Source organism: Nakamurella lactea DSM 19367 (genome assembly GCF_000426645.1).
GTDB classification, from domain to species: Bacteria; Actinomycetota; Actinomycetes; order Mycobacteriales; family Nakamurellaceae; genus Nakamurella; species Nakamurella lactea.
Window position 1 is genome coordinate 251,396 of record NZ_AUFT01000011.1, and the last position, 24,474, is coordinate 275,869.

Below are 24,474 nucleotides of genomic sequence, written 5' to 3' on the forward strand. Positions count from 1 at the left end.
GGTCAGGCCGTCGGCAGCGACCAGGTGAGCGTCCGGTCGGCCAGATCGGGCCGCACACACCAGCGCACGCCGACCACCGCGACGTCGGAGTCGATCAGGAAGATGGTCCAACCGTCGGCCGAGTCGCCGCCGGCCACCCCGACCCGATGGGCCGGATGGCCCCCGATCGCGACCGGCGCCTTCGGCAGGGCGCGGCCGTCGGCGGCGACCAGGAAGAGGTACAGGTCGGGCATGCAGTCGTGCGGCGCCGGCCCGTCGTTGGCGACGGTGGTGCGGACCAGCACGGCCCGCTCGGTGTCGTCGAGCCGAAACCCCGCCGCGCTCAGGATGTCGTCGCCGGGGTCGACCACCTCGGTCACCGTCACCACCAGCCGCTCGCCGGACAGCCCGACGGCCCGCTGCGCGGTACCGACCGGGGGAGTGTGCGTCATCGGAGGCACCTGGGCGGGACCGGCGGCGCGCTCGGCGAGTGTGGTCGCCGTGACCTCGGTCGACCACCCCTGCTGCGTGGTCGAGGCCGGATCGGCCTCTCTCGACGCCCAGGCGGCGGTGCCGGGAACTCCCCACATCGACTCGGGTGACATCGGCGTCATCGCGGCATCCGGTGACGCGGGGCCGGCCGGGGACACCACCGGACCGGGCCGCGCGGCTGTCTGCTGCCAGGCCGGCGGCGGCATATTCGGCGTCGCCGCGGGCACCGGGCCGCGTTGCACGATCTGCCAGAGCGCGGCCGGGTCGCCCTCGGCGACCAGCCGCAGCGGCAGGCCGGCATCGTTCATCGTCACCAGCCTGGCGGCCGCGTCCTGCTGACCGAGGCCGGCCTGCCAGGCGAGCTGCGGGAGCCCGGCCGACGGCGTCTTCGCCAGTTCGGCGAGCAGCCGCAGATCGACGGCGTCGGGCACCGGGCGACGGCGATCGCCGTCACCGTTCGGAAGACTCGTCACCCCATCGAACCTACTTCACCAGGTCGGCGGGTCGGGCGGGTGTCGGTGTCCCGGCGGTGTCGGCCCAGGGTGGTAGAACGGACACTCATAGATCGTGCGTGGCTGGAAGGAGCCGGTTGGTGTCTGACGACTCCTTCGTTCATCTGCATGTGCACACCGAGTACTCGATGCTCGATGGGGCTGCCAGGCTCACCGAACTGTTCGCCAGGGCCGCGGACCTGCAGATGCCCGCCCTGGCGATGACCGATCACGGCAACGTCTTCGGCGCCTACGACTTCTACTCGAAGGCCAAGGCGGCCGGGGTCAAACCGATCATCGGGCTGGAGGCCTACCTCACCCCGAACACCGCGCGGTACGACAAGTCGCGCGTCCAGTGGGCTTCCGGCGGTCAGGACGACGTCTCGGGATCCGGCGCCTACACCCACATGACGCTGCTGTCGGAGTCGACCGAGGGCATGCACAACCTGTTCCGGCTGTCGTCGCGGTCCTCGTTGGAGGGCTTCTACTTCAAGCCACGCGCCGACCGCGAGCTGCTGAACGATTACGCCAAGGGCCTGATCGCCACCACCGGCTGCCCGTCGGGTGAGGTCCAGACGTGGCTGCGGATCGGCAGCTACGACAAGGCACTGGCCAGCGCCGCGGAGTTCCGGGACATCTTCGGTGCCGGCAACTTCTTCGTCGAGTTGATGGATCACGGCCTGGCGATCGAGAACAGGGTGCGCGACGGGCTGCTGCGGATCGCCAAGGACCTCGGGCTGCCGATGGTCGCCACCAACGACCTGCACTACACCAGGCCCGAGGACGCCACCGCGCACGAGGCGTTGTTGTGCGTGCAGTCGCAGAGCACGCTGGACGACCCGAACCGGTTCAAGCTCGAGGGTCACGACTACTACCTCAAGTCGGCGGCCGAGATGCGGGCGATCTGGGACGACAAGCACGGCCTGCGCGAGGCCTGCGACAACACTCTGCTGATCGCCGAGCGCTGCCAGATCGAGTTCGACGAGAACAGCTCGTACATGCCCCGGTTCCCGGTTCCCGACGGCGAGAACGAGACCAGCTGGTTCATCAAGGAGGTCGATCGGGGGCTGGTCGCCCGGTTCCCGGACGGCGTCAGCGACGAGGTCCGGCGCCGCGCCGACTACGAGGTCGACGTCATCACCAAGATGCGGTTCCCCGGCTACTTCCTGGTGGTCGCGGACTTCATCAACTGGTCAAAGAACAACGGCATCAGGGTCGGGCCCGGCCGCGGTTCCGGTGCCGGTTCGATGGTGGCCTACGCCATGCGGATCACCGACCTGAACCCGATCGAGCACGGCCTGCTGTTCGAGCGGTTCCTGAATCCGGACCGGGTGTCGATGCCCGACTTCGACGTCGACTTCGACGAGCGCCGGCGCGGCGACGTGATCCGCTACGTCACCGACAAGTACGGCGACGACCGGGTGGCGCAGATCGTCACCTACGGGACGATCAAGGCGAAGCAGGCCGTGAAAGACGCCTCGCGCGTCCTCGGTTATCCGTTCTCGATGGGCGACCGGATCACCAAGGTGATGCCGCCACCGGTGATGGGCAAGGACGTCCCGCTGTCGAAGATCTTCGACCCCACCCACGACCGCTACTCCGAGGGCAGCGAGTTCCGGGCGCTGGTCGAGTCCGATGCCGAGGTGCAACGGGTGGTCGACACCGCGAAGGGCCTGGAAGGGCTGAAGCGGCAGTGGGGTGTGCACGCGGCCGGCGTGATCATGTCCTCGGATCCGCTGATCGATCTGATTCCGATCATGATGCGCCCACAGGACGGCGCCGTCATCACCCAGTTCGACTACCCGACCTGCGAGCGGCTCGGGTTGATCAAGATGGACTTCCTCGGGCTGCGGAACCTGACGATCCTGGACGACGCGCTGGAGAACATCAAGAACAACCGCGACGAAACCGTTGTCCTGGAAGACCTTTCACTCGACGATCCGGCCGCTTTCGAGCTGCTGGCGCGCGGCGACACGCTCGGCGTCTTCCAGCTGGACGGCGGCCCGATGCGGGCCCTGCTCCGATCGATGAAGCCGGACACCTTCGAGGACATCTCGGCCGTCGGCGCGCTCTACCGCCCTGGTCCGATGGGTGCCGACTCCCACAACGAGTACGCCCATCGCAAGAACGGCCGCAAGCCGGTGGTGCCGATCCATCCGGAACTGGCCGAGCCGCTGGCCGAGATCCTGGGCGAGACCTACGGTCTGATCGTCTATCAGGAGCAGGTGATGGCCATCGCGCAGAAGGTGGCCGGCTTCTCGCTCGGACAGGCCGACATTCTTCGTCGGGCGATGGGCAAGAAGAAGAAGTCCGAACTGGACAAGCAGTACGAGGGCTTCTCCCAAGGGATGGCCAGCCAGGGCTTTTCGCCGGCGGCGGTCAAGACCCTCTGGGACATTCTGTTGCCGTTCTCCGACTATGCGTTCAACAAGGCGCATTCGGCTGCCTACGGGGTGATCTCGTACTGGACCGCCTACCTGAAGGCGAATTACCCGGCCGAGTACATGGCGGCCCTGCTCACCTCGGTCGGTGACGACAAGGACAAGATGGCCATCTACCTGGCCGAGTGCCGCACCCGTGGCATCACCGTGCTGCCACCGGACGTGAACGCCAGCGAGAAGAACTTCACCCCGGTGGGGACCGACATCCGGTTCGGACTGTCGGCGATCCGCAACGTCGGGAACAACGCGGTGGCCGGGATTCTCGCCGCCCGCAAGGAGAAGGGCGCCTACACCGATTTCTCCGACTTCCTGGACAAGGTGGATTCGGCCGCCTGCAACAAGAAGGTGGTCGAGTCGCTGATCAAGGCCGGCGCCTTCGATTCCCTCAAGCACCCGCGCAAGGGACTGCTGATGGTGCACACCGACGCCATCGACGCAGTGCTGAGCGTGAAGAAGGCCGAGGCGGCCGGCCAGTTCGACCTGTTCGGCGACCTGACGGCCGAGGAGGTCGGCGGTGGGATGACGGTGGACATCCCGGACTCCGAGTGGGACAGCAAGCTGTTGCTCGGGTTCGAGCGAGAAATGTTGGGGCTGTACGTGTCCGGACATCCGCTGGCCGGCTTCGAGCACCTGCTGAGCGCGCAGAGCGACAGCTCCATCCCGGAGATCCTGGACGGTACCGTCGCCGATCGGCAGATGGTCACGGTCGGCGGGATTCTCACCGGACTGCAACGGCGGGTGACGAAGAACGGCGACCCATGGGCCTCGGCCACCCTGGAGGATCTGGCCGGCGGTGTGGAGGTGGCCTTCTTCCCCAGGGTGTACGCCGATCACGCGCTGAACCTCGCCGAGGACGCCATCGTGCTGGTCAAGGCCAGGGTTTCCCGCAGCGACGAACGGCTGTCACTGCACGCCCAGTCGGTGACCGTCCCGGACCTCAACGCCGGTCCCGGAAAGGGGCCGGTGCAGGTCACCATGTCCGCGGTGCGCTGCACCCCGCCGGTGGTCGACCGGTTGCGGGAGGTGCTGCGGCAGCATCCCGGCACCACTGCCGTGCACCTGCGACTGATGAACGGCAGCCGGCAGACCATGGTCCAGCTCGACGACGCCTGGCGGGTGACGCCGACCTCGGCGCTGATGGGTGATCTGAAGGCACTGCTCGGTGCGGATTGTCTGACGTGAGCGGGCTACCGCGCCCGAAGGTGCCCTCCCGGAATCTGGCCTGCGCCGCGGTGGCCGGCGTCGGCGTCCTGTCCGGGCTCGGTCAGGCGGTGCTGTGGGCACGGATCGCCCCACAGGAGCGATGGGTGGCCTACGTCGACAGCGATCCGCTGTCGCTGCCGACGGAGAGCATGCACCGGTTCACCGCGATCGGGATGTTCGCGCTGATCTCGCTGGTGATCGGCATCGTGTTGGCCGTTGCCGCCTGGCAGATCCGGTTCGCCCGATCCTGGCAGTTGCTGGTCTCGGCCGGGCTCGGGGCGGCCGGCGGATCCGCCCTGGCCTTGTGGCTCGGTCCGATCATGGCCGGCGGCGAGCTGCCGGTGAACGTCCATCCGGTCGACCAGCCGGTGATCGTCTCGATGCCACCGAGCATCAGCTGGACACTGGTGGCCGTCACTCCGATGGCGGTGATGCTGATCTACACCTTCCTGGCGGCCTGGCATCCGGATCCGGATCTCGGCCGGCCGCCGGCCGCCGGTGTGCGACCGCCTGATGCCGGTGCCGTCACCGGTGCCCAAGGCGCCGACGCGCTGGCCTCGATGCCGACCGCTCCGATCCCGATCATTCCGCCCGGTGGCTGATCCGCCCGTCGACAATCGTTGCCAGCACATTCATCTGCGCCAGATCCTCGGCGGCGACCTCCGTCGGGTCCTGGGCCAGCAGTACCAGGTCGGCCCGGTCGCCGACCGACGGCGTGAGCCGGCCGCCGGTCGAGGCCGAGATCGCGTCGGCCACGCCGATCGCCTGCTCACCGTGCCAGGGCGGTCGGCCGCCGCTGGTGCGGGTGACGGCCGCGGCGATGGCGTTCCAGGGATCCAGCCGGGACACCGGAGCATCGGACCCGAACTCGAGGGTGGCCCCGGCCGCCAGCAACGACGCGTAGGGGTAGGCCCGGTCGGTGCGCGAGTTCCACTGCAGATCGGCGACGTCGCGGTCCTCGACCGCGTGGGACGGTTGCACTCCGGCGATGACCCCGAGCTCGGCGAAGCGCGGAAGGTCCCGCTCGCTCACCAGCTGCGCATGCTCGATCCGCCCACCGACCCCGGCAGCCTGGAAGCAGTCGAGGGCCAGCGTGTTGGCCAGGTCGCCGATCGCGTGTACCGCAAATGAAAGACCGTGCTGTGCGGCAGTTCTCATCAGCGAAACGAGTTCGTCCGGATCTTGGGTGAGCAGCCCGCGCGCCTCCAACGGGTCGACGACCCCCGGGTAGGGGTCGTGGCAGAAGGCGGTGCGGGTGTTCAGCGAACCGTCCATCAGCGTCTTGCACGGTCCGACCGTCACCAGCGCGTCGGTGCCCGGCACCGGTGCCCCGGTGCGTTGCCCCCGCTCGATCGCCTCCGCCATCCCGCCGGGCCGAATCGCCGCCCGCACCCGGATCGGCAGTCGCCCGTTGCGCTGTGCGCGGCGCGCCCACACCACAGTGGAGTCGGTGAATTCGAAGTCGGTGATCTCGGTGACGCCGAGGGCGGCTGCCCGGTTGGCGGCCTCGATCGCCCAGCCGTCGGTCTCGTCGGCGGAGGCCTCGGGCAGCCGGCGCAGTGCCTCGAAACAGTCCGCCTCGCGGAGCAGCCCCGTCGGATGGTCGACATCGACCAGCCGCAGCGCGGCAGGCGAGAACCAGGCGCAGTGCAGATCCTGGGAGATCAGCACGGCCGGCACCTGTGGAAGTACCCGTTGCAGCAGATCTTTGTGCGGGGCATCCGGCCACAGCCCGTCCCGGAACCCGAAGCCGATGAACACCTGACCAGCCGACAGTCCGGACTCGGAGTGTTTGCGCCGCATCACTTCTGCCGCCTCGACCGCCGATCCGGTTGCGGCCAGATCGACGCGCTGCAGTGCCGCGGCCCACTGCGAGAGGTGGACGTGGGCGTCCCGGAGTCCCGGCAGCAGGGTCCCGCCGTGCCCGTCGATCACCTCGGCGCCGCCCGGCGCCGCTCCGGTGACTTCGATGCCGATGACGGTGCCGTTCGCGACCCGGACGTCGACCTCCGGTCCGCCGAGCCCGCGGCGAACCCGGCGCAGCAGCAGATCGGGGGAAAATGCGGGACCGGACACGTCAACCTCGGCAATCCTCGGCAACCGTGGCGGCGGACGCGGGTTGCGGTCGTCGGGTGGCCTGCCCGCGACGCTATGTGCAGGTTCGCGTTCGGAGCATCGTCGGTGGCTGGGAACTCCAGGGGTCGGTCTTGTCGAAAGCCACAAGCAGGGGAGCGTGCGAAGCCGGAGCTCATCCAGTGGTCGACGCCGTCAGCCTGGTCAGTCGCAGTTGCAACCAGCTGACCAGAACGGTGTCCGGGTCGGTCAGGTCGAGGCCGAGCAGTTCTTCGGCGCGGCGAATGCGGTAGCGCACGGTGTTCTCGTGCACGGTGAGCCGTTGGGCGGTGCGGGCGATATCGCCCATCGTGCCCAGATAGGTCAGCACTGTGTCGACATAGGGTGTGCCGCCGCCGGCGTCGGTGTCCAGCAGGCGCTGGACGGCAGGCAGCAGCATGCCATCGCCCAGCGGCAGGTGATCGGCGACGGCCAACAGCGCGACCGTCTGCTGAACGTCCTCGACCGCCGCGACCATCGACTCGGGATCCGGCGCCCTGCCGAACGCGCCGGCCGGTCGGGTCGGGGGGCCGTCGGGCGTACGCTCCTGCGGCCGCCGATCCTCCGGCCGTCGATCCTCCGGCAGTCGACCGGCGGTGCCGGGTGGCCGGCGCAGCACCCGCAGTACCCGGTCGGCACTGTGCCTGGACGCGGGGATCCTCGAGGTATCGGCCGCGACCGGGCCGATGCCGACGAACAGGTCGAGATCGGTGGAACGCCTGGCGGTGGAAACGATGTCGACCGCCAGCCGGCGTAACCGGTTCGGCTGGGCCGGCCGGCCCAGTTCGTGCGTCGGGCCGGTCTCCGGCAGCAGGGCGTACACGGTGCCGTCGATGGTGACGCACAACGCCCGCGGGTCCCAGCCGTCGCAGAACAGCGTGACCAGGTCGACGATCCGGGCCGGAACGGAGGGCGCGACGTCGGCGCCGACGGTGGCCGCGATGGCCAGGATGCGGCTCGGCGTGTCGGGCGCCAGGCCCAGTTCGGACCGTCCGGGGCTGTCCGAACCCTGCCCGCTGAGCAGATCGCGCAGCACCTCGGTGCGCCGGAGCCGGTCCGGGTCGCGGTGACTGCGGAGCCGCAGTAGGTGCAGTTCGGCGACCTTGCCGGCCTCGCTGAGAATCTCCAGGGCGTTCGGTGCGACCGGCGGACGGTCGCTGATCACCCAGAGGATCCCGAGCGGTCGACGGCCGGCCCACAGACCGACGGCCATCCTGGCGGCGTGGTCGGGTGCCGGCGACGGGTAGGAGATCGGGCCGTCGTGAGCGAAAACTGCTTGGTATTCCTCGTGATTGGTCGGCCGGTCCGGCGTCTGGCGACCCAGGATCGCGCTCCGGCGAACCTGGTCGATGTCCTGTTCGGGCAGGTTGGAATAGGCCAACACCCGGCCGTGCGGGTCCTCGATGGTCAATGCCCCGCCGACCGCCGCGGCGATCGCATTGGCCAGTGAGAACAGATCGCCGAGGCCGGCGGAGGCGAACCTTCCGGTCGGCGGCCCGACGGTGGGGGTGGCGCCGCCGAGCAGCGCATCCAGGTGGCGCCACGACATATCGTCCGGAGTGGTCAGCAGCGCGACACCGGCGGCGCCGGCAGCCATGGCCAAGTCGGCGGTCGGCGTTCCGAACGACTTGACCACCACTGCTGCGTACCCGGCCGCGCCGGCCGCCTCGATGGCCCGGATGGTCTGCCGGCCGCCCGCGCCCGTGGCCAGCAGGATCCCGTCCGGCCGATCGGGAATCGGCTCACCCGGCCCGGCCACCACGGTCTCGGCGGTCGGCACGTCCAGGCCGACCGGCGCCGCAACGATGTCCAGCACCCGGATGCCCAGGTGCTCCAGGATGTGGCCGAGGGAGGGCCGGGACGGCCAGTCGTCGGGCTGATCATCCGGCTGATCGGTGGCGGTCGTCATCAGCCGAACTGTAGCGCCGCCTTGTAGGAACCAACAGGGAGCAACGAGAAGGTTCTCAGCCGGCGGCAGTGTGCGGACCGTCTGCCGGCGGCCAGACTGGCCTCACGGTGCGGACGGCGCGCCGGCGCAGGGAGCGGTGGGAGTCTCGATGGACCAGTGGATCAGCGGGCAGATGGCGACGGTGCCGGAATACGACCGGTTCGCCGGCGCCGACGAGCTCGAGCGACAGCTGACCGAAGTGGCGGCAGAATTCCCGGACGTCGCCGTTCGCCGCCGGATCGCCACCTCCCGGCTCGGCGATCCGATCCACGCACTGCAGGTCGGCGAGGGCGATCGGCAGGCACTGGTGTTCGCGTTGCCGCACCCGAACGAGCCGGTCGGGGGATTGACCGCGGTGCATCTGGCGCGCCAGCTGTGTGCGGATCCGGAGCTGCGACGGCGGATCGGTCTGCGATTCACCATTGTCGGCTGTATCGACCCGGACGGGCTTCGACTCAACGAAGGCTGGCTCGCCGGTCCGTTCACCCGGACGCACTACGCGCGGCACTTCTTCCGGCCGGCCGGCGACCGACAGGTGGAGTGGACATTCCCGGTCGACTACCACGACTACTACTTCGATGCGGTGCTGCCGGAGACCGCGGGCCTGGTCCGGCTGATCGATGAGCTCCGGCCGGAGTTCATGGTCTCGCTGCACAACAGTGAACTCGGCGGTGCCTACTACTACCTGTCCCGCCCGATGCCCGAGCTGTACCCGGTGCTGCAGGAGATCCCGGAGTCGGTCGGTTTGCCGCTGGATCGAGGCGAGCCGGAGTCGCCGGAGATTCCCCGGCTGGCCGACGGAATCTTCCAGGGCCTGGGATTCAAACCGATCTACGACGCGCTGCAGCAGTCCGGCTCCGACCTGAGCGTGTTGCGGGGCGGTGACGGCTCAGGTGGATATGCCGCTCGGTACGGCACGCTCACCCTGTTCTCCGAGGTTCCGTACTGGCATCATCCGGCCAGTTCCGACGCCTCGCCGGCCGGCCAGGGATATCTCGAGCTGTTGCGGCAGCAGGCGGCCAACACCGGCGAGTTCGCCGAACAACTGCAGCGGATCCTGGGCGCCGCCGAACCGGTGCTGTCGGCGCAGGATTCCCCGTTTCTGGCGGCGAGCCGCTACTTCGTCCCGGGGATGGTCTCGTTGCACGAGAGCATCTTGCGTCGGATCGACGACCCGGTCAACGACCGTCCGGCGACCATCGCCGAAGAGTTCTCGTTGATGGACCAGGTGCGCTCGTTCCGCCTACGGTTCGGCGGGATGTTGTTGCAGACACTGGACGGCGAGCTCGCGGTCGGCAATCAGGCGAAGGCGATCCGGGAGGGCCGGCTCGAACTCGCGGCACTGTTCCAGACCTGGTGCGCAGAGGCGGACGAGATCGAGAAGCAGGTCAGGACGCTGCCGATCCGCAGTCTGGTCGCCACCCAGTACGGCGCCATCCTCGCGACCGCCGACGGGCTGGCCGGCCCCCGGACCGACCGGTGAGCGTTCCGGGGCCCGTGGCCGCCGAGCAGGGCCAGCAGCCGATGGCGCCGCGGATAGCACGGCTGGCCGCCGAACTTGCCACCGCCGGCCGGGCCGGCAGAGCCGCTGTGTTACAGGCATTCTGGGACGAGGTCGCGGCTGCCGGGACACCGTTGGTGGAACCGGCCGAACCGGACCAGCACTGGGTGACGTTCCTCTGGCGCCGTGGTGTCGACGACGTCGGCCTGCCGGAACCGGTGGTCCCGGTGATGGTGATGGGCGGCCCCGCGCTGTGGTGGCAGTTGCCACAGAACGTCCTGCAGCCCCTCCCGGGTTCCGATCTGCTGTTCCGTAGCTACCGGGCGGGCTCGGATCTGCGAGGTCGGTACGTGCTGGCTCCTGGCGACCCGCTGACCGACCTGCCGGCGGCCGGAACACCTGCCGCGGTCGTCAGATCCGCCCGGTTCCAACCGGACTCGCGGAACACGGCACCCTGGGAGCTGCCGGCCGACGACCCGCTGCGGCCGTCGATCACCTACTCGACCTTCGCCCTGCCGTCGGCCACCGCGGCGCCCTGGGTCGGTACCGGGGCGGCGGCGCCGGCCGGCGCCGTTCGGTGCGATCGGGTCAGCAGCTCGATTCTCGGCAACACCAGACGGGTGTGGACCTACCAGCCGCCGGGCGGGCGGGACTCGCAGTTGCTGCTGGTGATGCTCGACGGCCGGGACTGGATGGAATGGGTACCGCTGACGGAGACTCTGGATCGGCTGATCGCCGACGGCGGGTTGCCGCCGATCGCGGTGGTGGCACCGGAATCGCTGGACACCGCGACCAGATATGCGGAGCTGACCTGCCGGGACGAGTTCACCGGCTTCCTGACCGATGAACTGCTGCCGTGGGCCGGCGGCCGGGTGCCGGTACCGTCCGATCCCGCCCGGATCGCCCTGCACGGCATGAGTTTCGGTGGACTGGCCGCGATGTCGGCCGGCTGGTCCCGACCCGATGTGTTCGGCACCGTGCTGAGCCAGTCCGGATCGTTCTGGTGGACGGGTTGGGATGCGCCGCCCGGATCACCCGAGCTGGTTCCGCAGCGGTTCGCCGACTCGGAGCGCCGGCCGTTGCGGGTGAGTCTGGACATCGGTCGTCACGAAGGCGAGGCCATGGCGGACAGCCACGCCCTGATGGCACAGACGCTCCGCCGGCGTGGATACGAGCTGCGAACCCACGAATTCAACGGCGGCCACGATCTCGGCTGCTGGATCTGTGAACTGCCGGCCGCGTTGCGCTGGTGGGCACCGCCGACGCCGGCCCGGTAGCCGCTGCGCCGGTCGTCCGTCAGCCGGTCGTCCGTCAGCCGTTGTCCGTCAGCCGTTGTCCGTCAGCCCAGTCCGTCAGCCCGTTGTTCGCCAGACTGGTTGCTGTCGGCCCGATTCGGCTGTCAGGCGACGCTCAGCCGAACACCCGGCGGCCGGCGACGAATGCCGCCCGCACCCGGCTCGCCAGTTCGAACGGGTCGCCCGTCCAGACGCACAGGTCGGCCTGCAGCCCGACCGCCAGCGAGCCCACCCGGTCGTCGATTCCCAGTGCCCTTGCCGGGTGCATGGTCAGCGCCCTGAGGGCGACCTCGGCCGGTAGCCCCGCCGCGACGGCCAGCCCGGCCTGCACCCTGGCCAGTTCGATCGGGACCACCGGATGGTCGGTGACCAAGGAGATCTCGACGCCGGCGGCGGCCAGAATCGCGGCATTGGCGAATGAACGGTTGCGCAGCTCGACCTTGCCCCGGCCGACGATCAACGGGCCGAGCAGTACGGGAATGTTCCGTTCGGCCAGCAGGTCGGCGAGCAGGTGGGCCTCGGTGCCGTGGTCGACGATCAACCGGTAGCCGAACTCGTCGGCGAGCCGAACGGCAGTGGCGATGTCGTCGGCGCGATGCACGTGTTGACGCCACGGCAGCTCCCCGGCGAGCACCGCCATCAGCGCCCGCCGGCCGAGGTCGGTGGGCGCCGGGTCGCCGGCGGCCACCCGGTCCAGATCGGCCGCCGCGTCGGTGAGCGCCTGCCGGATCACCGCAGCCACGCCCATCCGGGTGGACGGGAGCTGCTGCCGGTCGCCGTAGGCCTTCTTGGGATTCTCACCCAGCGCCGATTTCAGACCGGCGGGGGATCGCAGCACCATCTGTTCCACCGTCCGGCCGACGGTCCGCAGGGCCGCCGACTGACCGCCGATCGGGTTGCAGGAGCCGGGATTCACCCCGACCGCGAGGACACCGCCGGCCACCGCGTCGGCGAATGCGATGTCGGCCGGGTTGACGGCGTCGATCGCCCGCAACTGCGCAGTGACCGGTGCGGTCGCCTCGTCGTGATCGTCGCCCGCCCAGCCGACGCCCTCCTCCAAGGTGCCGATGTGGGTGTGCGCGTCGATGAACCCCGGCAACACCCAGCAGCCGGCCGCGTCGATCATTGTCGCGCCGTCGGGCCGGCGAGTGCCCCGATCGCCGACCGCACTGATCAGACCGTGCTCGATCACCAGCACCCCGTCGTCGATCGGATCCGAACTGATCGGGACCAGCCGGGCTCCGGTGATGATCACCGGGCCGTCGGGAGCTACCGGGTATGACGGGATCATGGTGGTGCGTTCCTTCCCTCGGGTACGGCGCCATCATCTCCGGCAGGGTGCTGGCCGGGCATCGTGGACCGGTGCAGATCGGGCGGTCAGCATTGTCGTATCCGACAGCGTGCGGCCGCCGACCGCCGGCCGGCCCTGGCGGGCTGTCCCCGGGACGACGGACTACGACCCGCATCCGGTGGCCCGAGCTGCGCCGGCGGCGTCCAGGTTCGGGCAGCTGCCGGCCCCGGGTTGTAGGGAGTCACAATGCCGCGGCCCAAACTCTGCGAGGGCCGACGATGCCCGGGTGACCGGCAACGCCCACCCTTGGAACACACCGATCTACTTCCATCGACTGATGGCCACCTGGCATTCTGCGAGCGCCGACGTCCGCACCACCCCGCTCTTGCCCCGGCAGCATCATGGGGCATCCAGTCATCGAGGAGACGCCCCATGATTACCACCGTCCCGAGGATCAGCAGGCGCCTCGGTCGCCGGACAGCAGCAGTCGGCGTCCTCGCGGCCGCCGCGCTGCTGCTGGCCTCCTGTTCCGGATCCGGCACCGACTCCGCCAGCACCTCGACCGATCCGGCCGGCGCCGCTGCCTCGTCCACCGAGCCGGCCACCGGCAGCACGAGTGAGCCGAGCGCGAGCGACACCTCCGGCTCCGGATCGGCCACCACCGGTGCGACCGGTGGCGACACGTCCGCGGCCAACGGCGGCCAGGGCGCACCGAGCGGGTCCTTCAGCATCGGTGTCAACTCGTTCTTCCTGACCCACCTGATGCCCGGCTTCTCCGACGGCACGAACATCAGCAACGCGCTGTTCACCCCGTTGACCCGCTACGACGCGGCGAAGGGCGAGCTGGTCGACGCCGTCGCCAAGTCGATCGAGACCACGGACCAGAAGAACTGGACGATCGTGCTCAACGACGGCTGGACGTTCCACGACGGCGAGCCGGTGACGGCACAGTCGTTCGCGGACTCCTGGAACGCCAGTGCGGATCCGAAGAATGCGATGACCGCCAACTCGTTGATGAACATCTTCGCCGGCTACACCGCGATGAACCCGGCGAAGGGCGACAAGGCGACGGCGACCACCCTGTCCGGCGTCAAGGTGGTGGACGAACACACCCTGAAGGTGACGTTGGCCTCGCCCAACGCTTTCTTCCCCAGCCTGCTCGCCTCGTCGGGCATGGCGCCGATCCCGCCCAGTGCCGCCAAGGACTTCGCGGCCTTCGACCTCAACCCGATCGGCAACGGTCCGTTCAAGGTGGCCGAGGGCGGGATGAAGGCCGGTGACACCCAGCTGGTGCTCGAGGCGTACCCGGGCTACGCCGGCGAACAGAAGGCGAAGGTGGAGTCGATCACGGTGAAGGCGTATCAGGACACCACTGCCGTCTACACCGATTTCCAGGCCGGAGCCATCGATCTGGCTCTGGTCGACGGCAACGACCTGGCTTCCGCGAAGACCGAGTTCCCCGACCAGCTGGTCGACGTCGCATATCCGGCAGTCGTCACCCTCGGGTTCCCGACCTGGGACCCGCGGTTCGACAACCCCAAGCTTCGGCAGGCCCTGTCGATGGCGGTCGACCGGCAGTCGATCGTCGACGCGCTGCTCAAGGGCAACGGCACCGCAGCCACCGGGCTGGCACCCGAGTCGTTGCCCGGCGGCGGCCTGAAGGACTGTGCCGCATGCACCTTCGACGTCGAGAAGGCGAAATCGCTGCTCGCCGAGGCCGGCGGCTTCAGCGGATCGATCACCCTGTACACCTACACCGACCCGACGAACCAGGCGGTGACGGACGCGATCGCCAACATGTGGCGGACGAACCTCGGCATCGATGCCACCACGGAGACCCAGGAGATCGGACAGCTGTACAAGAACTTCAGTGCGCAGTCGCTCAAGGGAGCCTTCGTCGTCTATGCCGGAACCAACATCCCACACCTGTACGGGTTGCTGAACTCGTTGTTCACCAAGGGATCCGCGCTGAACACGACCGGCTACTCCAACGAGAAGCTGACCACCTTGCTCAGCGATGCGCTGGCGGCGAGCTCGACCGAGGTGTTCAACCAGAAGGTGACCGAAGCGTCCGGCGTGGCGATGGCCGACATGCGGTCCGTCCCGCTCTACCACCCGACCGGCGCGCTGCTGCACGCCACGAAGCTCAGTGGGGTCGAGCCGGAACTGCTCGGCGGCGCCAACCTGGCGGCAATCTCCGTTACCGGCTGAGCGGGCGGCACCGCCGCGGGGCGGCCGCCGGACGGAGCCGAGAAGGGGAATCGCGGGCAGGAAGGGAGTAGCGACGGTGGTCAGGTATGTCGTGCGCAGGCTGGTCTACATGGTGCCGGTCCTGCTGGGCACCACCTTCCTGATCTTCCTGGCCGTCTACGCGCTGCCCGGCGACCCGGTGCAGGCCATCGCCGGTCCCGGACAGGCCGTGGCACCGGCGGTCCGGGCGGCGATCGTGGCCAAGTACCACCTCGACGATCCGCTCCTGCAGCAGTATCTGGCGTACATGGGACGGCTGCTGACCGGCGACTTCGGTACCGACCTCAACGGCAAGTCGGTCGGCGCGCTGATCGCCGCGAGTTGGCCGGTGACGGTGAAACTGGGCCTGACGGCCTGGGTGCTCGGCGGCCTGCTCGGCGTGCTGCTCGGCACCCTTGCCGGGATCCGTTCGGGCGGCTTTCTCGACACGTCCGTGTTGGCGGGCACCACGCTGGTCCTCGGCGTGCCGTACTTCGTGACGGCCTACGTGGCGAAGTACGTGTTCGCGGTGAAACTCGGATGGCTTCCGCCGTCCGGGGTCTCCGACGGCTGGCCGTTGTCGTACGTGTTGCCCGCGGTCTGCCTGGCGATCTTCCTGGTTCCGGAGATCGCCAGGCTCACCAGGGCGAGTGTGCTGGGCAACCTGCAGTCTGACTACGTCGACACGGCTATCGCCAAGGGCCTCGGCCGGCGCACCATCGTGGTGCGGCACGTACTGCGGAACTCCCTGCTGCCGGTCGTTTCGGTGCTGGGCCTGAGCCTGGGGTACCTGATCAGCGGCAGTGTGCTGATCGAGGGCATCTTCAACATGCCGGGCCTGGGATTTGCCGTCTTCCGCGGGATCGCGCAGCACAACGGTGCGACGGTCGTCGGTATCGGCACCCTGCTCATCCTTGTCTTCCTGCTGCTCAACCTGCTGGTCGATCTGCTCTACGGGATCCTGGACCCGAGGATCCGCCTTGTCTGAGCATGAACTGTCTGAGAATGAACTGTCTGATCACGGACTGACGGATCACGGACTGACCGATCAGGTGCCGGCCGAGCCGCTGCCGGGCGGGCAGCCGACCGGCGCGGCAGTGTCCGACCGGGACGACCGAGGACCACGCTGGGCGGCGCTGCGCCGACCGCACGTCTACCTGCCGCTGGCGTTGGTGCTGCTGGTGTTCCTGGTGGCGGCCTTCCCGCAGTGGTTCGCCGGCTGGTTCGGTCACGGCGATCCGCGAGAGTGCTCGTTGATCGACTCCAATGCCACCGGCCGGCCCGGCCATCCGTTCGGCTTCGACGTGCAGGGCTGCGATCTGTACGCGAACGTGGTTTACGGCACCAGGGCATCGGTGTTGATCGCGGTGCTGGTGGTGGCCAGTTCCACCGTCGTCGCGGTGGTCCTCGGGGCGTTGGCCGGGTACTTCCGCGGCCCAACGGATTCGGTCATCAGTCGCGTGATGGACGTGTTCTTCGGCTTTCCGGCGCTGGTCGGGATGATCATCCTGCTGAACACCATCCCCACCCGCAGCGTCTGGACGGTGGCCGGCGTGTTGGCACTGTTCGCCTGGCCGGCGATGACCAGGGTCTTCCGGGCATCGGTGTTGGAGACCGCGAATCTGGACTATGTCGTGGCCGCAAGGGAAATGGGCGCCGGGCACCTGCGGATCATCGCCAGCCACGTGGTGCCGAACTCGATCGGACCGCTGGCTTCGATCCTCAGCCTGAGCATCGGTGGCATCATCACCGCGGAGGCCGGGCTCACCTTCCTCGGGGTGGGGCTGCGGTCGCCGGCCATCTCCTGGGGCGTGCAACTCAATACCGCCCAGCGCTACTTCACCACCGACTTCCACCTGTTGTTGTTCCCGTCGTTGTTCCTGTCCGTCACCGTGCTGGCCTTCGTCCTGCTCGGCGACGGCCTGCGGGACGTCCTCGACCCGAAAGCGAAGTGAGACGCGGTGACCGACGCGCTGCTGTCCGTGCGGGACCTGCGGGTGCAGTTCCGGACCCGGCGCGGACCGGTGACCGCGCTGGACGGCGTCGACTACGACGTGTACGCCGGGCGCACCCTTGCGGTGGTCGGCGAATCCGGATCCGGGAAGTCGGTCACCGCCAGGGCCATCATGGGTTTGTTGCCACGGCGGACGTCGACGGTGACCGGCGGCCGGATCATGCTGGGCGGCCGCGACCTGCTGTCGATGTCGAAGAGTGCACGGCAAGCGGTCAGGGGTGAGCGGATCGCGATGGTGTTCCAGGACGCGCTCTCTGCCTTGAATCCCGTGCTACCGGTGGGGTTCCAAATCAGCGAAGGCGCCCGCAAGCGCCGTCACCTGGATCGGCGGGCTGCCCGTCAGCTGGCCGTCGACCTGATGGATCAGGTCGGCATTCCGGCCGCCAAGGCCCGGGTCGGCGCGTTCCCGCACGAGTTCTCCGGCGGGATGCGACAACGGGTGCTGATCGCGATGGCCCTGGCGCAGGACCCGGAGATACTGATCGCCGACGAACCGACCACCGCGTTGGACGTCACCATTCAGGCGCAGATCCTGCGACTGCTGACCGATCTCCAGGCACAACGCCAGATGGGACTGGTGCTGATCACCCACGACATGGGGGTGGTGGCGAACACCGCCGACGAGATCGCGGTGATGTACTGCGGCCGGATCGTGGAGCAGGGCTCGTGCGGGGCGATCTTCGAAAGTCCGGCACACCCGTACACCCAGGCCCTGCTCGATTCCATCCCACGTCCCGAACTTCGTGGCACCCTGCTGCCGGCAATTCCGGGGTCGCCGCCGGATCCGGCGCATCGACCGTCCGGTTGTTCGTTCCGGACCAGATGTCCGCGCGCCTTCGCTGCGTGTGTCGATGAACCGCCGGTGGTCCGCTGGCTGGAAGATCCCCGCGTCGGTCAGCCACCGCCGGCGGCTGAGCCGGTTCCGGCTGCCGGGCAGCGCCTTTCGGCCTGCCACCTCTGCGTCCGGGCCGAACCGAACGGGGCCGGCACCGCGGGTGGCGGCGCCATCGGAGGGGGTGCCCGATGAGCGAGCGGAATGCCGCGCCAGCCGGGGCGGACGTGGCCGGCCAGAAAACCGCTTCGGACGTGGTGCTCTCGGTCGACAACGTGGTCAAGACCTACGCCGGCCGGTCGGGGCTGATGACCGCCGCCCGGCCACCGCTGACGGCCGTCGACGGTGTGTCCCTGACCCTGCGCAGGGGCAGCACCCTCGGGCTGGTCGGCGAGTCTGGCTGTGGAAAGTCGACGCTGGCCAAGTTGCTGGTCGCCATCGAAAGGCCCACCTCCGGTCAGATCAGGGTGCTGGGCAGGGATCTCGGCTCGCTGGACCGTCGGGACCTGCACCGGGCCAGGCGGGACATCCAGCTGGTGTTCCAGGATCCGTACACCTCGCTGGACCCACGGCTGTCGGTCGCCGACCTGGTCGCCGAGCCGCTGCGGATCCACCCGGAGGTGGTGCCACGATCCCGGCGCCGGCAGCGGGTCCGTGAACTGCTGGAAATGGTCGGTCTGACCAGCGCGCACGCCATCCGATTGCCGCACCAGCTCTCCGGCGGCCAGCGGCAGCGGGTCGGCATCGCCAGGGCGTTGGCGCTGGAGCCGAAGATCCTGGTGTTGGACGAACCGGTCTCGGCGCTCGACTCTTCGGTGCAGGCCCAGATCGTGAACCTGTTGATGCGCCTGCAGTCCGAGTTGGGGCTCTCCTACGTCTTCATCGCGCACGACCTCGGCGTGGTCGCGCACCTGGCCGACGAGATCGCGGTGATGTATCTGGGCCGCATCATGGAACAGGGGTCCCACTCCGACGTCTTCGGTCGGGCCCGTCATCCGTTCACCACGGCGTTGCTGTCCGCGATGCCGGAGCCGGATCCGAAGCGCCGCGCCGAGTATGCGACTCGGCTGCTCTCCGGGGATACCACCAGTCCGTTCCAGCTGCCCAGCGGCTGCCGGTTCCGGGGACGGTGCTGGCGGGCGACCGAGGTCTGCGCCGGTACCGAGCCGACCCTGGAGCTGCTCCCCGGCACCGCTGCTGGTCCGGAATCCCCGGTCCCGCATCTGGCGGCCTGCTACCACCCCGACGAAGAGAGCTGAGCCGACAATGGCAGACCGAACCGCCGACCCGGGGATTTCGCCGGGCGGTACGGCTGCGCCGACGCCGGCGGCCGGGACGGCCGGGCAACGGGCGGCAGCGCTGTTCTCGGCCTCCGGACTCACCCAGGCCGAGGCAGCCGACCGGGGAGCGCGAATCGGCCGCACCACTGCTCGGGTCTGCATAGATCTCGGTCGATTCGCCGCCGACGGGACCTTCACCAGCACCACCACCGTCGACTTCGACTGTGCCGGCACCGGCCCGATCTGGTTGGACCTGATCGCCGAGCGGGTGATCAGCCTGCGACACAACGACATCGACCTCGACCCACGAGAGCTGGCCGGTGCCGAGCGGCTCGTCATTCCGACGCCCCAGGCGTCGAACACGGTAACCGTCACCGCCGAGCACCAGGCCGGCGCGCAGGCGGCCGGGCTGTCCCGGTCGGTCGATCGATCCGACGGAACCGTGTATGCCTGGACCCAGTTCCAGCCGTTCGATGCCCGCCGGATGTTGCCGTGCTTCGATCAGCCGGATTTGCGGGCCGAATTCACCGTCGAGGTGATCGCGCCCGCCGAGTGGACCTGTGTATCGAACATGCGCAGTGACGGCACCGGCAGCCGCGCCGACGCCGCGGCCGGCGGGCCACCGGACGGACTGCGCCGCTGGGTGTTCGCGCCGACCCCCCCGATCCCGGTGTACCTGCTGGCCCTGTGCGCCGGGCCGTTCGCGGTGATCACCGGTGAGCACCAGGGGATGCCGCTCGGGCTCTACGCCAGGGCCGGGCTGGCCGACGAGCTGGCCAGCTCGTCGCCCGAACTCCTGGCGCTGACGGCACACGGGATGGACACCTTCGGCGAGGCGTTCGCGCTGCCGTGCCCCGGCGACTCCTACGATCACGTCTTCCTGCCGGACCAGCCCGGCGCGATGGAGAACCTCGGATGCATCACCTGGAACGACGCCGCACTTTTCCGGACCGAACCGACACCGGAGCAGCGGGCCAGGCGCGGCATGGTCCTGCTGCACGAACTGAGCCATCAGTGGTTCGGCAACCTGGTCAGTCCCCGCTGGTGGGACGATCTGTGGCTGAGCGAGTCGTTCGCGGACTGGGCGGGGCATTGGGCCCTACGGAGTTACCCGGAACTCGCCGACCACGGCGGCAACGGTGCCGTCGACTTCAAGGCGGTGGCGATCCGGGGCGATCAGGCGCCGAGCACACACCCGATCAGTCGGCGGGTGCCGGACATGGCGGCGGTGGAGGCGAGCTTCGATGCGATCACCTACGCCAAGGGCGCTTTCGTCCTGAACCAGCTGATCGAGCGGATCGGCGAACCAGATTTCCTCGCCGGGCTCCGGCGGTATTTCGCCCGTTTCGGCTGGGCGGCCACCACGGTCGACGGCCTGTTGGACGAGTTGGACCGGGTGACCGATCTCGACGTCCGGCGCTGGGCGGCCGAGTGGCTGCGCACCGCGGGGGTGAACACCCTGCGTCTGGAAGTGGACAGCCGTCTGGAGACCGACGGCGGTGCGGCCGGCCGGACCGGTCCGACGGTCCGGCTGTTGCAGGAGGCGCCGGCGGCCTGGCCGCTGTTGCGGACCCATCGGCTCGAGCTCGAGGCCTATCGGCTGGTGGACGGTTCCTTGGTCCGCGACCGAACGGTGTCGGTCACGGTCAGCGGTCCGGCCGCCGAGATCGGCGAGCTGACCGGCGCGGCGGACGCCGAGCTGCTGCTGGTTGACAGCGCCGATGGCGCGTATGCGATCGGTCGGTTGGATCCGCGGTCGATGCGGACGCTGCTGGCCTACGGACAGACGTTGGTGTCGGCCGGTGCCCGCACCAGCATGCGCCGATTGCTCGCCGAGGCGGTGACGGCCGGCGAACTTCCCGCCGCGGAGGCGGTGCACACGTTGTCCGCGAGCCTACGGACGGAACGGGACGACAGCGCGTTCGTCGCCCTGACCGACGCCGCGGTGCAGCTGGCACACCGGTTCAGCGCGCCCCGCGATCGGGGTCCGGTCGGTGAATTGATCGCCGAGGCCTGCCTCTCGGTGGCCCAGACCTCAGCACCCGGCACCGCCCGGCAGCAACGGGCCTGGCTCGTTGCCTCCGATACCGCCTGGGCCGACCGCAGTGTCGGACAATTGCGGCGCGCGTTGGAGGTCGGTGACCGTCGTCCCGGTCCGTCGGGTGTCCGCGCATCGGGCGCCGGATCGCCGCGGAACGGGTTCCTTCCGCAGACCTTGCGCTGGCGGCTCGTCCGCCGGCTGGTGGCGTTGGGTGACGATCCATCGCTGATCGACCTCGAACTCACCGTGGACACCGACCCGGACTCCTGGTTGTCGGCCGAGATCGCCGCCGCCGCAGAAGGTTCGCTCGCCGCGAAGCGGTTGGCGCTGGATCGGTTGCTCGATCCGGCGCATCTGCCGGCCGGCGCGTTGGCACCGTTCGCCGAGGGGCTGTGGCAACCACATCAGGATGCCGTCCTGGTCGACATCGCCGCGTCATTCCTGGATCGGTTGCCGGGGGCGGTGTCGGCCGGTGGAACGGCGCGGGCAGCCCGGCTCGCCCGGTGGGCGTTCCCGACGTCGGGGCTGACGGCGGCAACCGTGCGGCAGGCCAAGGACCTCGCCGACCGTGTTGACCTGCCGGAGGTGGTGCGGCTGGCGCTGGCGGACCAGGCGTTCGAGGCCGAACGTGCGCTTCGGGTGTCCGCCGGTCGCGACGATCGGGCAGCGCGCCGGGGTCAGGCCTGATCCCGGGCCGTCCGCATCTGCCGGGCGAGCGGTTGGTTGCCGTGCACCTGATCGGTCTGCAGGGCGGCGATCACCCGGTCGACGATCTCCGGCGGCTTGTCCTGACTCATCTTGGACTTGCCGACGATGCGATCCGGTACCAGCCGAAAACCCGTTGTGTACGGAGCGATCCGGTCGGCGTACTCCTGGACGCCGGACAGCTTCCAGCCCGACCCGCGCTCGGCTTCCATCCGCTCGCAGGTGGCGTCCAGGATGCGGAAGGTCTCGGTCGCATCCAGCACCTCGGGGACCCCGTGCAGGTGCGCGACAGCGAAGTTCCAGGTCGGCACGAAGGGTCCGTCCTGGTACCAGGTGGGGGAGATGTACCCGTGCGGTCCCTGCACCACCAGGACGACCCGGCGGTCGCCGAGCTGATGGATCCGGGCGTCTTCGGCGGCCAGATGCCCGAGGACGACGGGTTCGGCGGTGTCCGGATCCTGCAGGATCGGCAGATGTGAGACGACCAGGTCACCGCCGTCGTCCGGCGACGAGCTGATCAGTTCGGCCCACGGGTGGTCGGCGATCAACTGTCGGACGTCGGCGTGCTCAAGGGCGAACATCGGTTGCTCCAGCATGGGATCAGCCTAGGGATCCGGACCGCCTGCGTCCTGGTGGATGCCGGCAAGAACCGCACCGCCGGTTTGGTGAGCGGCACAGCCCCCCGCCTGTTCGCGGGTTCTTTGGTGGTTATCGGACCGCTTTTCGACTCGATAAACGCGTTTGGGCACGCGAGGCGCGGGGTCCGCGGTTCATTGCGCGGTGATGGCGTGCTTGCGTGCGCCATTCGGCCTGCAGGTGAGTAAAGGCTCACCTTATGAATTGCGATCGATAGGTTCGTGGAATCGACTGCCCAGCACCAGGAACGGTCACCGAGCATTGCCTAACCTATTCTCATTTCCGCTGGTCAGGGTAGCCTTCATTGGCTGGAGAACCGGTCGGGGACGTGTCAGACTTGGGCCATGGCGATCACTGAATCTCGTGCAGATTCTCCGACCGGTGCCGAACGGCCGATCAGCGACGATTCTTTTTCCGGATCAATCTCCGGGCGACTCAATTGGTTGCGTGCCGGAGTTCTCGGTGCGAACGACGGAATTGTCTCGACCGCGGCCATCGTGCTCGGCGTCGCCGGTGCGACGACCGATCGGTGGCCGATCCTGCTGGCTGGGATCATTGCCCTGCTGGCCGGTGCGATGTCGATGGCGGTGGGCGAATACGTGTCGGTCTCGACGCAACGCGATACCGAGCGGGCCCTGATCGCCAAGGAACGCCGGAAGCTCGCCGAGGATCCGGCGAAGGAACTCGACGAACTCTCCCGGATCTATGCGGCCAAGGGAATCGATGCAGAACTGGCCAGGCAGATCGCCCGCCAGCTCACCGATCACGACGCGCTCGGCGCCCATGCGGAAGCCAAGTTGGGGATCGACCCGGACGAGTTGACCGAGCCCTGGCACGCTGCCTTCGCGTCGTTCGCATCGTTCGTCATCGGTGCGGCCATCCCGCTGGTCGGTGTCGTGGTCACCACCAACCCGTGGGTGACGGTGGTGGCGGTGGCCGTCGCCCTTGGCATCACGGGGGCGCTCAGTGCCAGGTTGGGACGGGCGCCGGTCGGGCACGCGATCCTGCGCAACGTCGGCGGCGGGGTGCTCGCGATGGCCATCACCTACCTGCTGGGTGGCCTTGTCGGTGGTGTGATCTGACGACCGACTGTGATCTGACGACTGAGTGTGTCTGACGATCGAGTGTGATCTGACGGTCGAGCGGCGAATCTGACGCCCCGCCGATCCGATCGATGGCCCGATCAGAGGCGCCGGTCCGGTTTCCGCTACTCGATCAGCGCGCATCCGGCGGCCGGAACGCCGCGAACGGATCCGTCACCCGCAGGTCCGTGACGGCGAATTTGTACAGCGCCGCCGGTCGGCCGCCGGCCGGCCCGGGGGATGCGGTGGTGCCGGTCGGCGCCAGCATGCCCCGTCGACTCAGAATGCGCTGCAGGTTGGTCGGATCCACGTCGTGCCCGAGCGCGGTCGCGTAGATCCGGCGCAAGGTCGCGATAGTGAACGCCGCGGGCGCCAGGGCGAACCCGATGTTGGTGTAGCTGAGCTTGCCGCGCAGCCGCAGGTGCGCCCTGGCCGCGATGTCGCTGTGGTCGAAGGCCATGGGCGGCAAGGTATCCACCGGATGCCAGGCGGTGTCGTCCGGGATCGCCGGGTCGGCGTCCAGCGGGACCAGCCCGAGGAACCCGGTGGCAATGGTCCGCACCCCGGGGACCCGGTGCGGCGCCGAGAAGACCCCGGTCTGTTCGAGGTGGGCAACCTGGGTGAGGTCGACCTTCTCGGCCAGCTGGCGCCGGGCCGAGGAGTCCACGTCCTCATCGGGCAGCAGCAGCCCACCCGGTAGCGCCCAGCGGCCGGCATCGGGATCCTTCGCCCGTCGCCAGAGCAGAATCTGGAGCCCCTGATCGGTTGCCCGCTTCTCGCCCGGGTTGCCGTCAGCCGGGCCAGCAGTTCGCGCACCGAGTGTGACCGGGCGAACACCGAATACGGCGACCAGAACCTCGGCGGCCTGCGCGGTCCTGCTATCATTTGGCATGTTTTCGATC

General features: G+C 69.0%; 17 protein-coding genes. 11 read left to right on the forward strand and 6 right to left on the reverse strand.

Annotated features, from left to right (window positions below; translation table 11 throughout):
* Positions 1-2: 2 nt before the first annotated feature.
* The gene (locus K340_RS0113150; protein ID WP_029137057.1) at positions 3-944 is read right to left on the reverse strand and encodes a hypothetical protein; all 942 of its coding nucleotides are present in this window, start codon (positions 942-944) and stop codon (positions 3-5) included.
* A 116-nt stretch (positions 945-1,060) separates the two neighbouring features.
* On the opposite strand from K340_RS0113150, the gene dnaE reads away from it, so the two are divergent.
* Together dnaE and K340_RS0113160 are read left to right on the forward strand one after the other, a co-directional pair.
* Positions 1,061-4,585 (forward strand): DNA polymerase III subunit alpha, encoded by a 3,525-nt coding sequence (gene dnaE / locus K340_RS0113155; protein WP_029137058.1) that lies wholly within the window; start codon positions 1,061-1,063, stop codon positions 4,583-4,585.
* A complete protein-coding gene (locus K340_RS0113160) occupies positions 4,582-5,208 on the forward strand; it encodes a DUF2567 domain-containing protein (RefSeq protein ID WP_029137059.1) in 627 nt (208 codons plus the stop codon). Before dnaE ends, K340_RS0113160 begins: the two co-directional genes overlap by 4 nt.
* Here K340_RS0113160 and K340_RS0113165 read toward each other — a convergent pair.
* Positions 5,189-6,682 (reverse strand): amidohydrolase, encoded by a 1,494-nt coding sequence (locus tag K340_RS0113165; RefSeq protein ID WP_029137060.1) that lies wholly within the window; start codon positions 6,680-6,682, stop codon positions 5,189-5,191. The two genes, K340_RS0113160 and K340_RS0113165, sit on opposite strands and share 20 nt — an antisense overlap.
* Before the next feature lie 172 nt (positions 6,683-6,854).
* Entirely contained in the window at positions 6,855-8,627 is a 1,773-nt protein-coding gene (locus tag K340_RS0113170; RefSeq protein WP_029137061.1) for a PucR family transcriptional regulator, read from the reverse strand.
* Between the two features lie 148 nt (positions 8,628-8,775).
* Here K340_RS0113170 and K340_RS0113175 point away from each other — a divergent pair, with 148 nt between their 5' ends.
* Positions 8,776-10,149 carry a M14 family metallopeptidase gene (locus tag K340_RS0113175; RefSeq protein ID WP_029137062.1) on the forward strand — a complete coding sequence of 458 codons (1,374 nt, stop codon included), beginning with the start codon at positions 8,776-8,778 and terminating at the stop codon, positions 10,147-10,149.
* Positions 10,146-11,444 (forward strand): alpha/beta hydrolase-fold protein, encoded by a 1,299-nt coding sequence (locus tag K340_RS29825; protein WP_154674237.1) that lies wholly within the window; start codon positions 10,146-10,148, stop codon positions 11,442-11,444. Before K340_RS0113175 ends, K340_RS29825 begins: the two co-directional genes overlap by 4 nt.
* Before the next feature lie 133 nt (positions 11,445-11,577).
* Here the strand turns inward: K340_RS29825 and K340_RS29830 are convergent, their stop codons facing one another.
* Entirely contained in the window at positions 11,578-12,753 is a 1,176-nt protein-coding gene (locus K340_RS29830; protein ID WP_051266147.1) for an amidohydrolase, read from the reverse strand.
* Positions 12,754-13,185: 432 nt separating this feature from the next.
* Between K340_RS29830 and K340_RS34330 the strand changes: the two genes are divergently transcribed.
* The 6 genes from K340_RS34330 to K340_RS34335 all read left to right on the forward strand — a co-directional run bounded on the left by K340_RS34330 (position 13,186) and on the right by K340_RS34335 (position 21,836).
* Positions 13,186-14,964, forward strand: a complete 1,779-nt coding sequence (locus K340_RS34330) for a peptide ABC transporter substrate-binding protein (protein WP_051266150.1) — start codon at positions 13,186-13,188, stop codon at positions 14,962-14,964.
* Positions 14,965-15,040: 76 nt separating this feature from the next.
* Positions 15,041-15,970 (forward strand): ABC transporter permease, encoded by a 930-nt coding sequence (locus K340_RS0113195; protein WP_029137063.1) that lies wholly within the window; start codon positions 15,041-15,043, stop codon positions 15,968-15,970.
* Positions 15,963-16,937 (forward strand): ABC transporter permease, encoded by a 975-nt coding sequence (locus K340_RS0113200; protein WP_161632104.1) that lies wholly within the window; start codon positions 15,963-15,965, stop codon positions 16,935-16,937. Before K340_RS0113195 ends, K340_RS0113200 begins: the two co-directional genes overlap by 8 nt.
* Positions 16,938-16,943: 6 nt before the next feature.
* On the forward strand, positions 16,944-18,023 hold the full coding sequence (locus K340_RS29840; RefSeq protein WP_051266153.1) for an ABC transporter ATP-binding protein: 1,080 nt from the start codon (positions 16,944-16,946) through the stop codon (positions 18,021-18,023).
* On the forward strand, positions 18,020-19,087 hold the full coding sequence (locus K340_RS29845; protein ID WP_051266156.1) for an ABC transporter ATP-binding protein: 1,068 nt from the start codon (positions 18,020-18,022) through the stop codon (positions 19,085-19,087). Before K340_RS29840 ends, K340_RS29845 begins: the two co-directional genes overlap by 4 nt.
* A 7-nt stretch (positions 19,088-19,094) precedes the next feature.
* Positions 19,095-21,836, forward strand: a complete 2,742-nt coding sequence (locus tag K340_RS34335; protein WP_051266158.1) for a M1 family metallopeptidase — start codon at positions 19,095-19,097, stop codon at positions 21,834-21,836.
* On the opposite strand, the gene K340_RS0113220 is transcribed toward K340_RS34335, so the two are convergent.
* Complete coding sequence (locus tag K340_RS0113220) at positions 21,827-22,450, reverse strand: FMN-binding negative transcriptional regulator (protein ID WP_029137065.1); 624 nt, start codon at positions 22,448-22,450, stop codon at positions 21,827-21,829. The two genes, K340_RS34335 and K340_RS0113220, sit on opposite strands and share 10 nt — an antisense overlap.
* A gap of 384 nt (positions 22,451-22,834) precedes the next feature.
* Here K340_RS0113220 and K340_RS0113225 point away from each other — a divergent pair, with 384 nt between their 5' ends.
* On the forward strand, positions 22,835-23,572 hold the full coding sequence (locus tag K340_RS0113225) for a VIT1/CCC1 transporter family protein (protein WP_051266161.1): 738 nt from the start codon (positions 22,835-22,837) through the stop codon (positions 23,570-23,572).
* A 133-nt stretch (positions 23,573-23,705) separates the two neighbouring features.
* Here the strand turns inward: K340_RS0113225 and K340_RS0113230 are convergent, their stop codons facing one another.
* Positions 23,706-24,464 (reverse strand): NUDIX hydrolase, encoded by a 759-nt coding sequence (locus K340_RS0113230; RefSeq protein WP_084614384.1) that lies wholly within the window; start codon positions 24,462-24,464, stop codon positions 23,706-23,708.
* Positions 24,465-24,474: the final 10 nt, after the last annotated feature.

Bases quoted from the DNA above. Each gene is read 5' to 3' on its own strand.
- K340_RS34335 (WP_051266158.1), top strand. From the start codon at position 19,095: ATGGCAGACCGAACCGCCGACCCGGGGATTTCGCCGGGCGGTACGGCT.
- K340_RS0113220 (WP_029137065.1), bottom strand. From the start codon at position 22,450: ATGCTGGAGCAACCGATGTTCGCCCTTGAGCACGCCGACGTCCGACAG.
- K340_RS0113225 (WP_051266161.1), top strand. From the start codon at position 22,835: ATGGCGATCACTGAATCTCGTGCAGATTCTCCGACCGGTGCCGAACGG.
- K340_RS0113230 (WP_084614384.1), bottom strand. From the start codon at position 24,464: ATGCCAAATGATAGCAGGACCGCGCAGGCCGCCGAGGTTCTGGTCGCC.
- K340_RS29845 (WP_051266156.1), top strand. From the start codon at position 18,020: ATGAGCGAGCGGAATGCCGCGCCAGCCGGGGCGGACGTGGCCGGCCAG.
- K340_RS0113170 (WP_029137061.1), bottom strand. From the start codon at position 8,627: ATGACGACCGCCACCGATCAGCCGGATGATCAGCCCGACGACTGGCCG.
- K340_RS29830 (WP_051266147.1), bottom strand. From the start codon at position 12,753: ATGATCCCGTCATACCCGGTAGCTCCCGACGGCCCGGTGATCATCACC.
- K340_RS0113175 (WP_029137062.1), top strand. From the start codon at position 8,776: ATGGACCAGTGGATCAGCGGGCAGATGGCGACGGTGCCGGAATACGAC.
- K340_RS34330 (WP_051266150.1), top strand. From the start codon at position 13,186: ATGATTACCACCGTCCCGAGGATCAGCAGGCGCCTCGGTCGCCGGACA.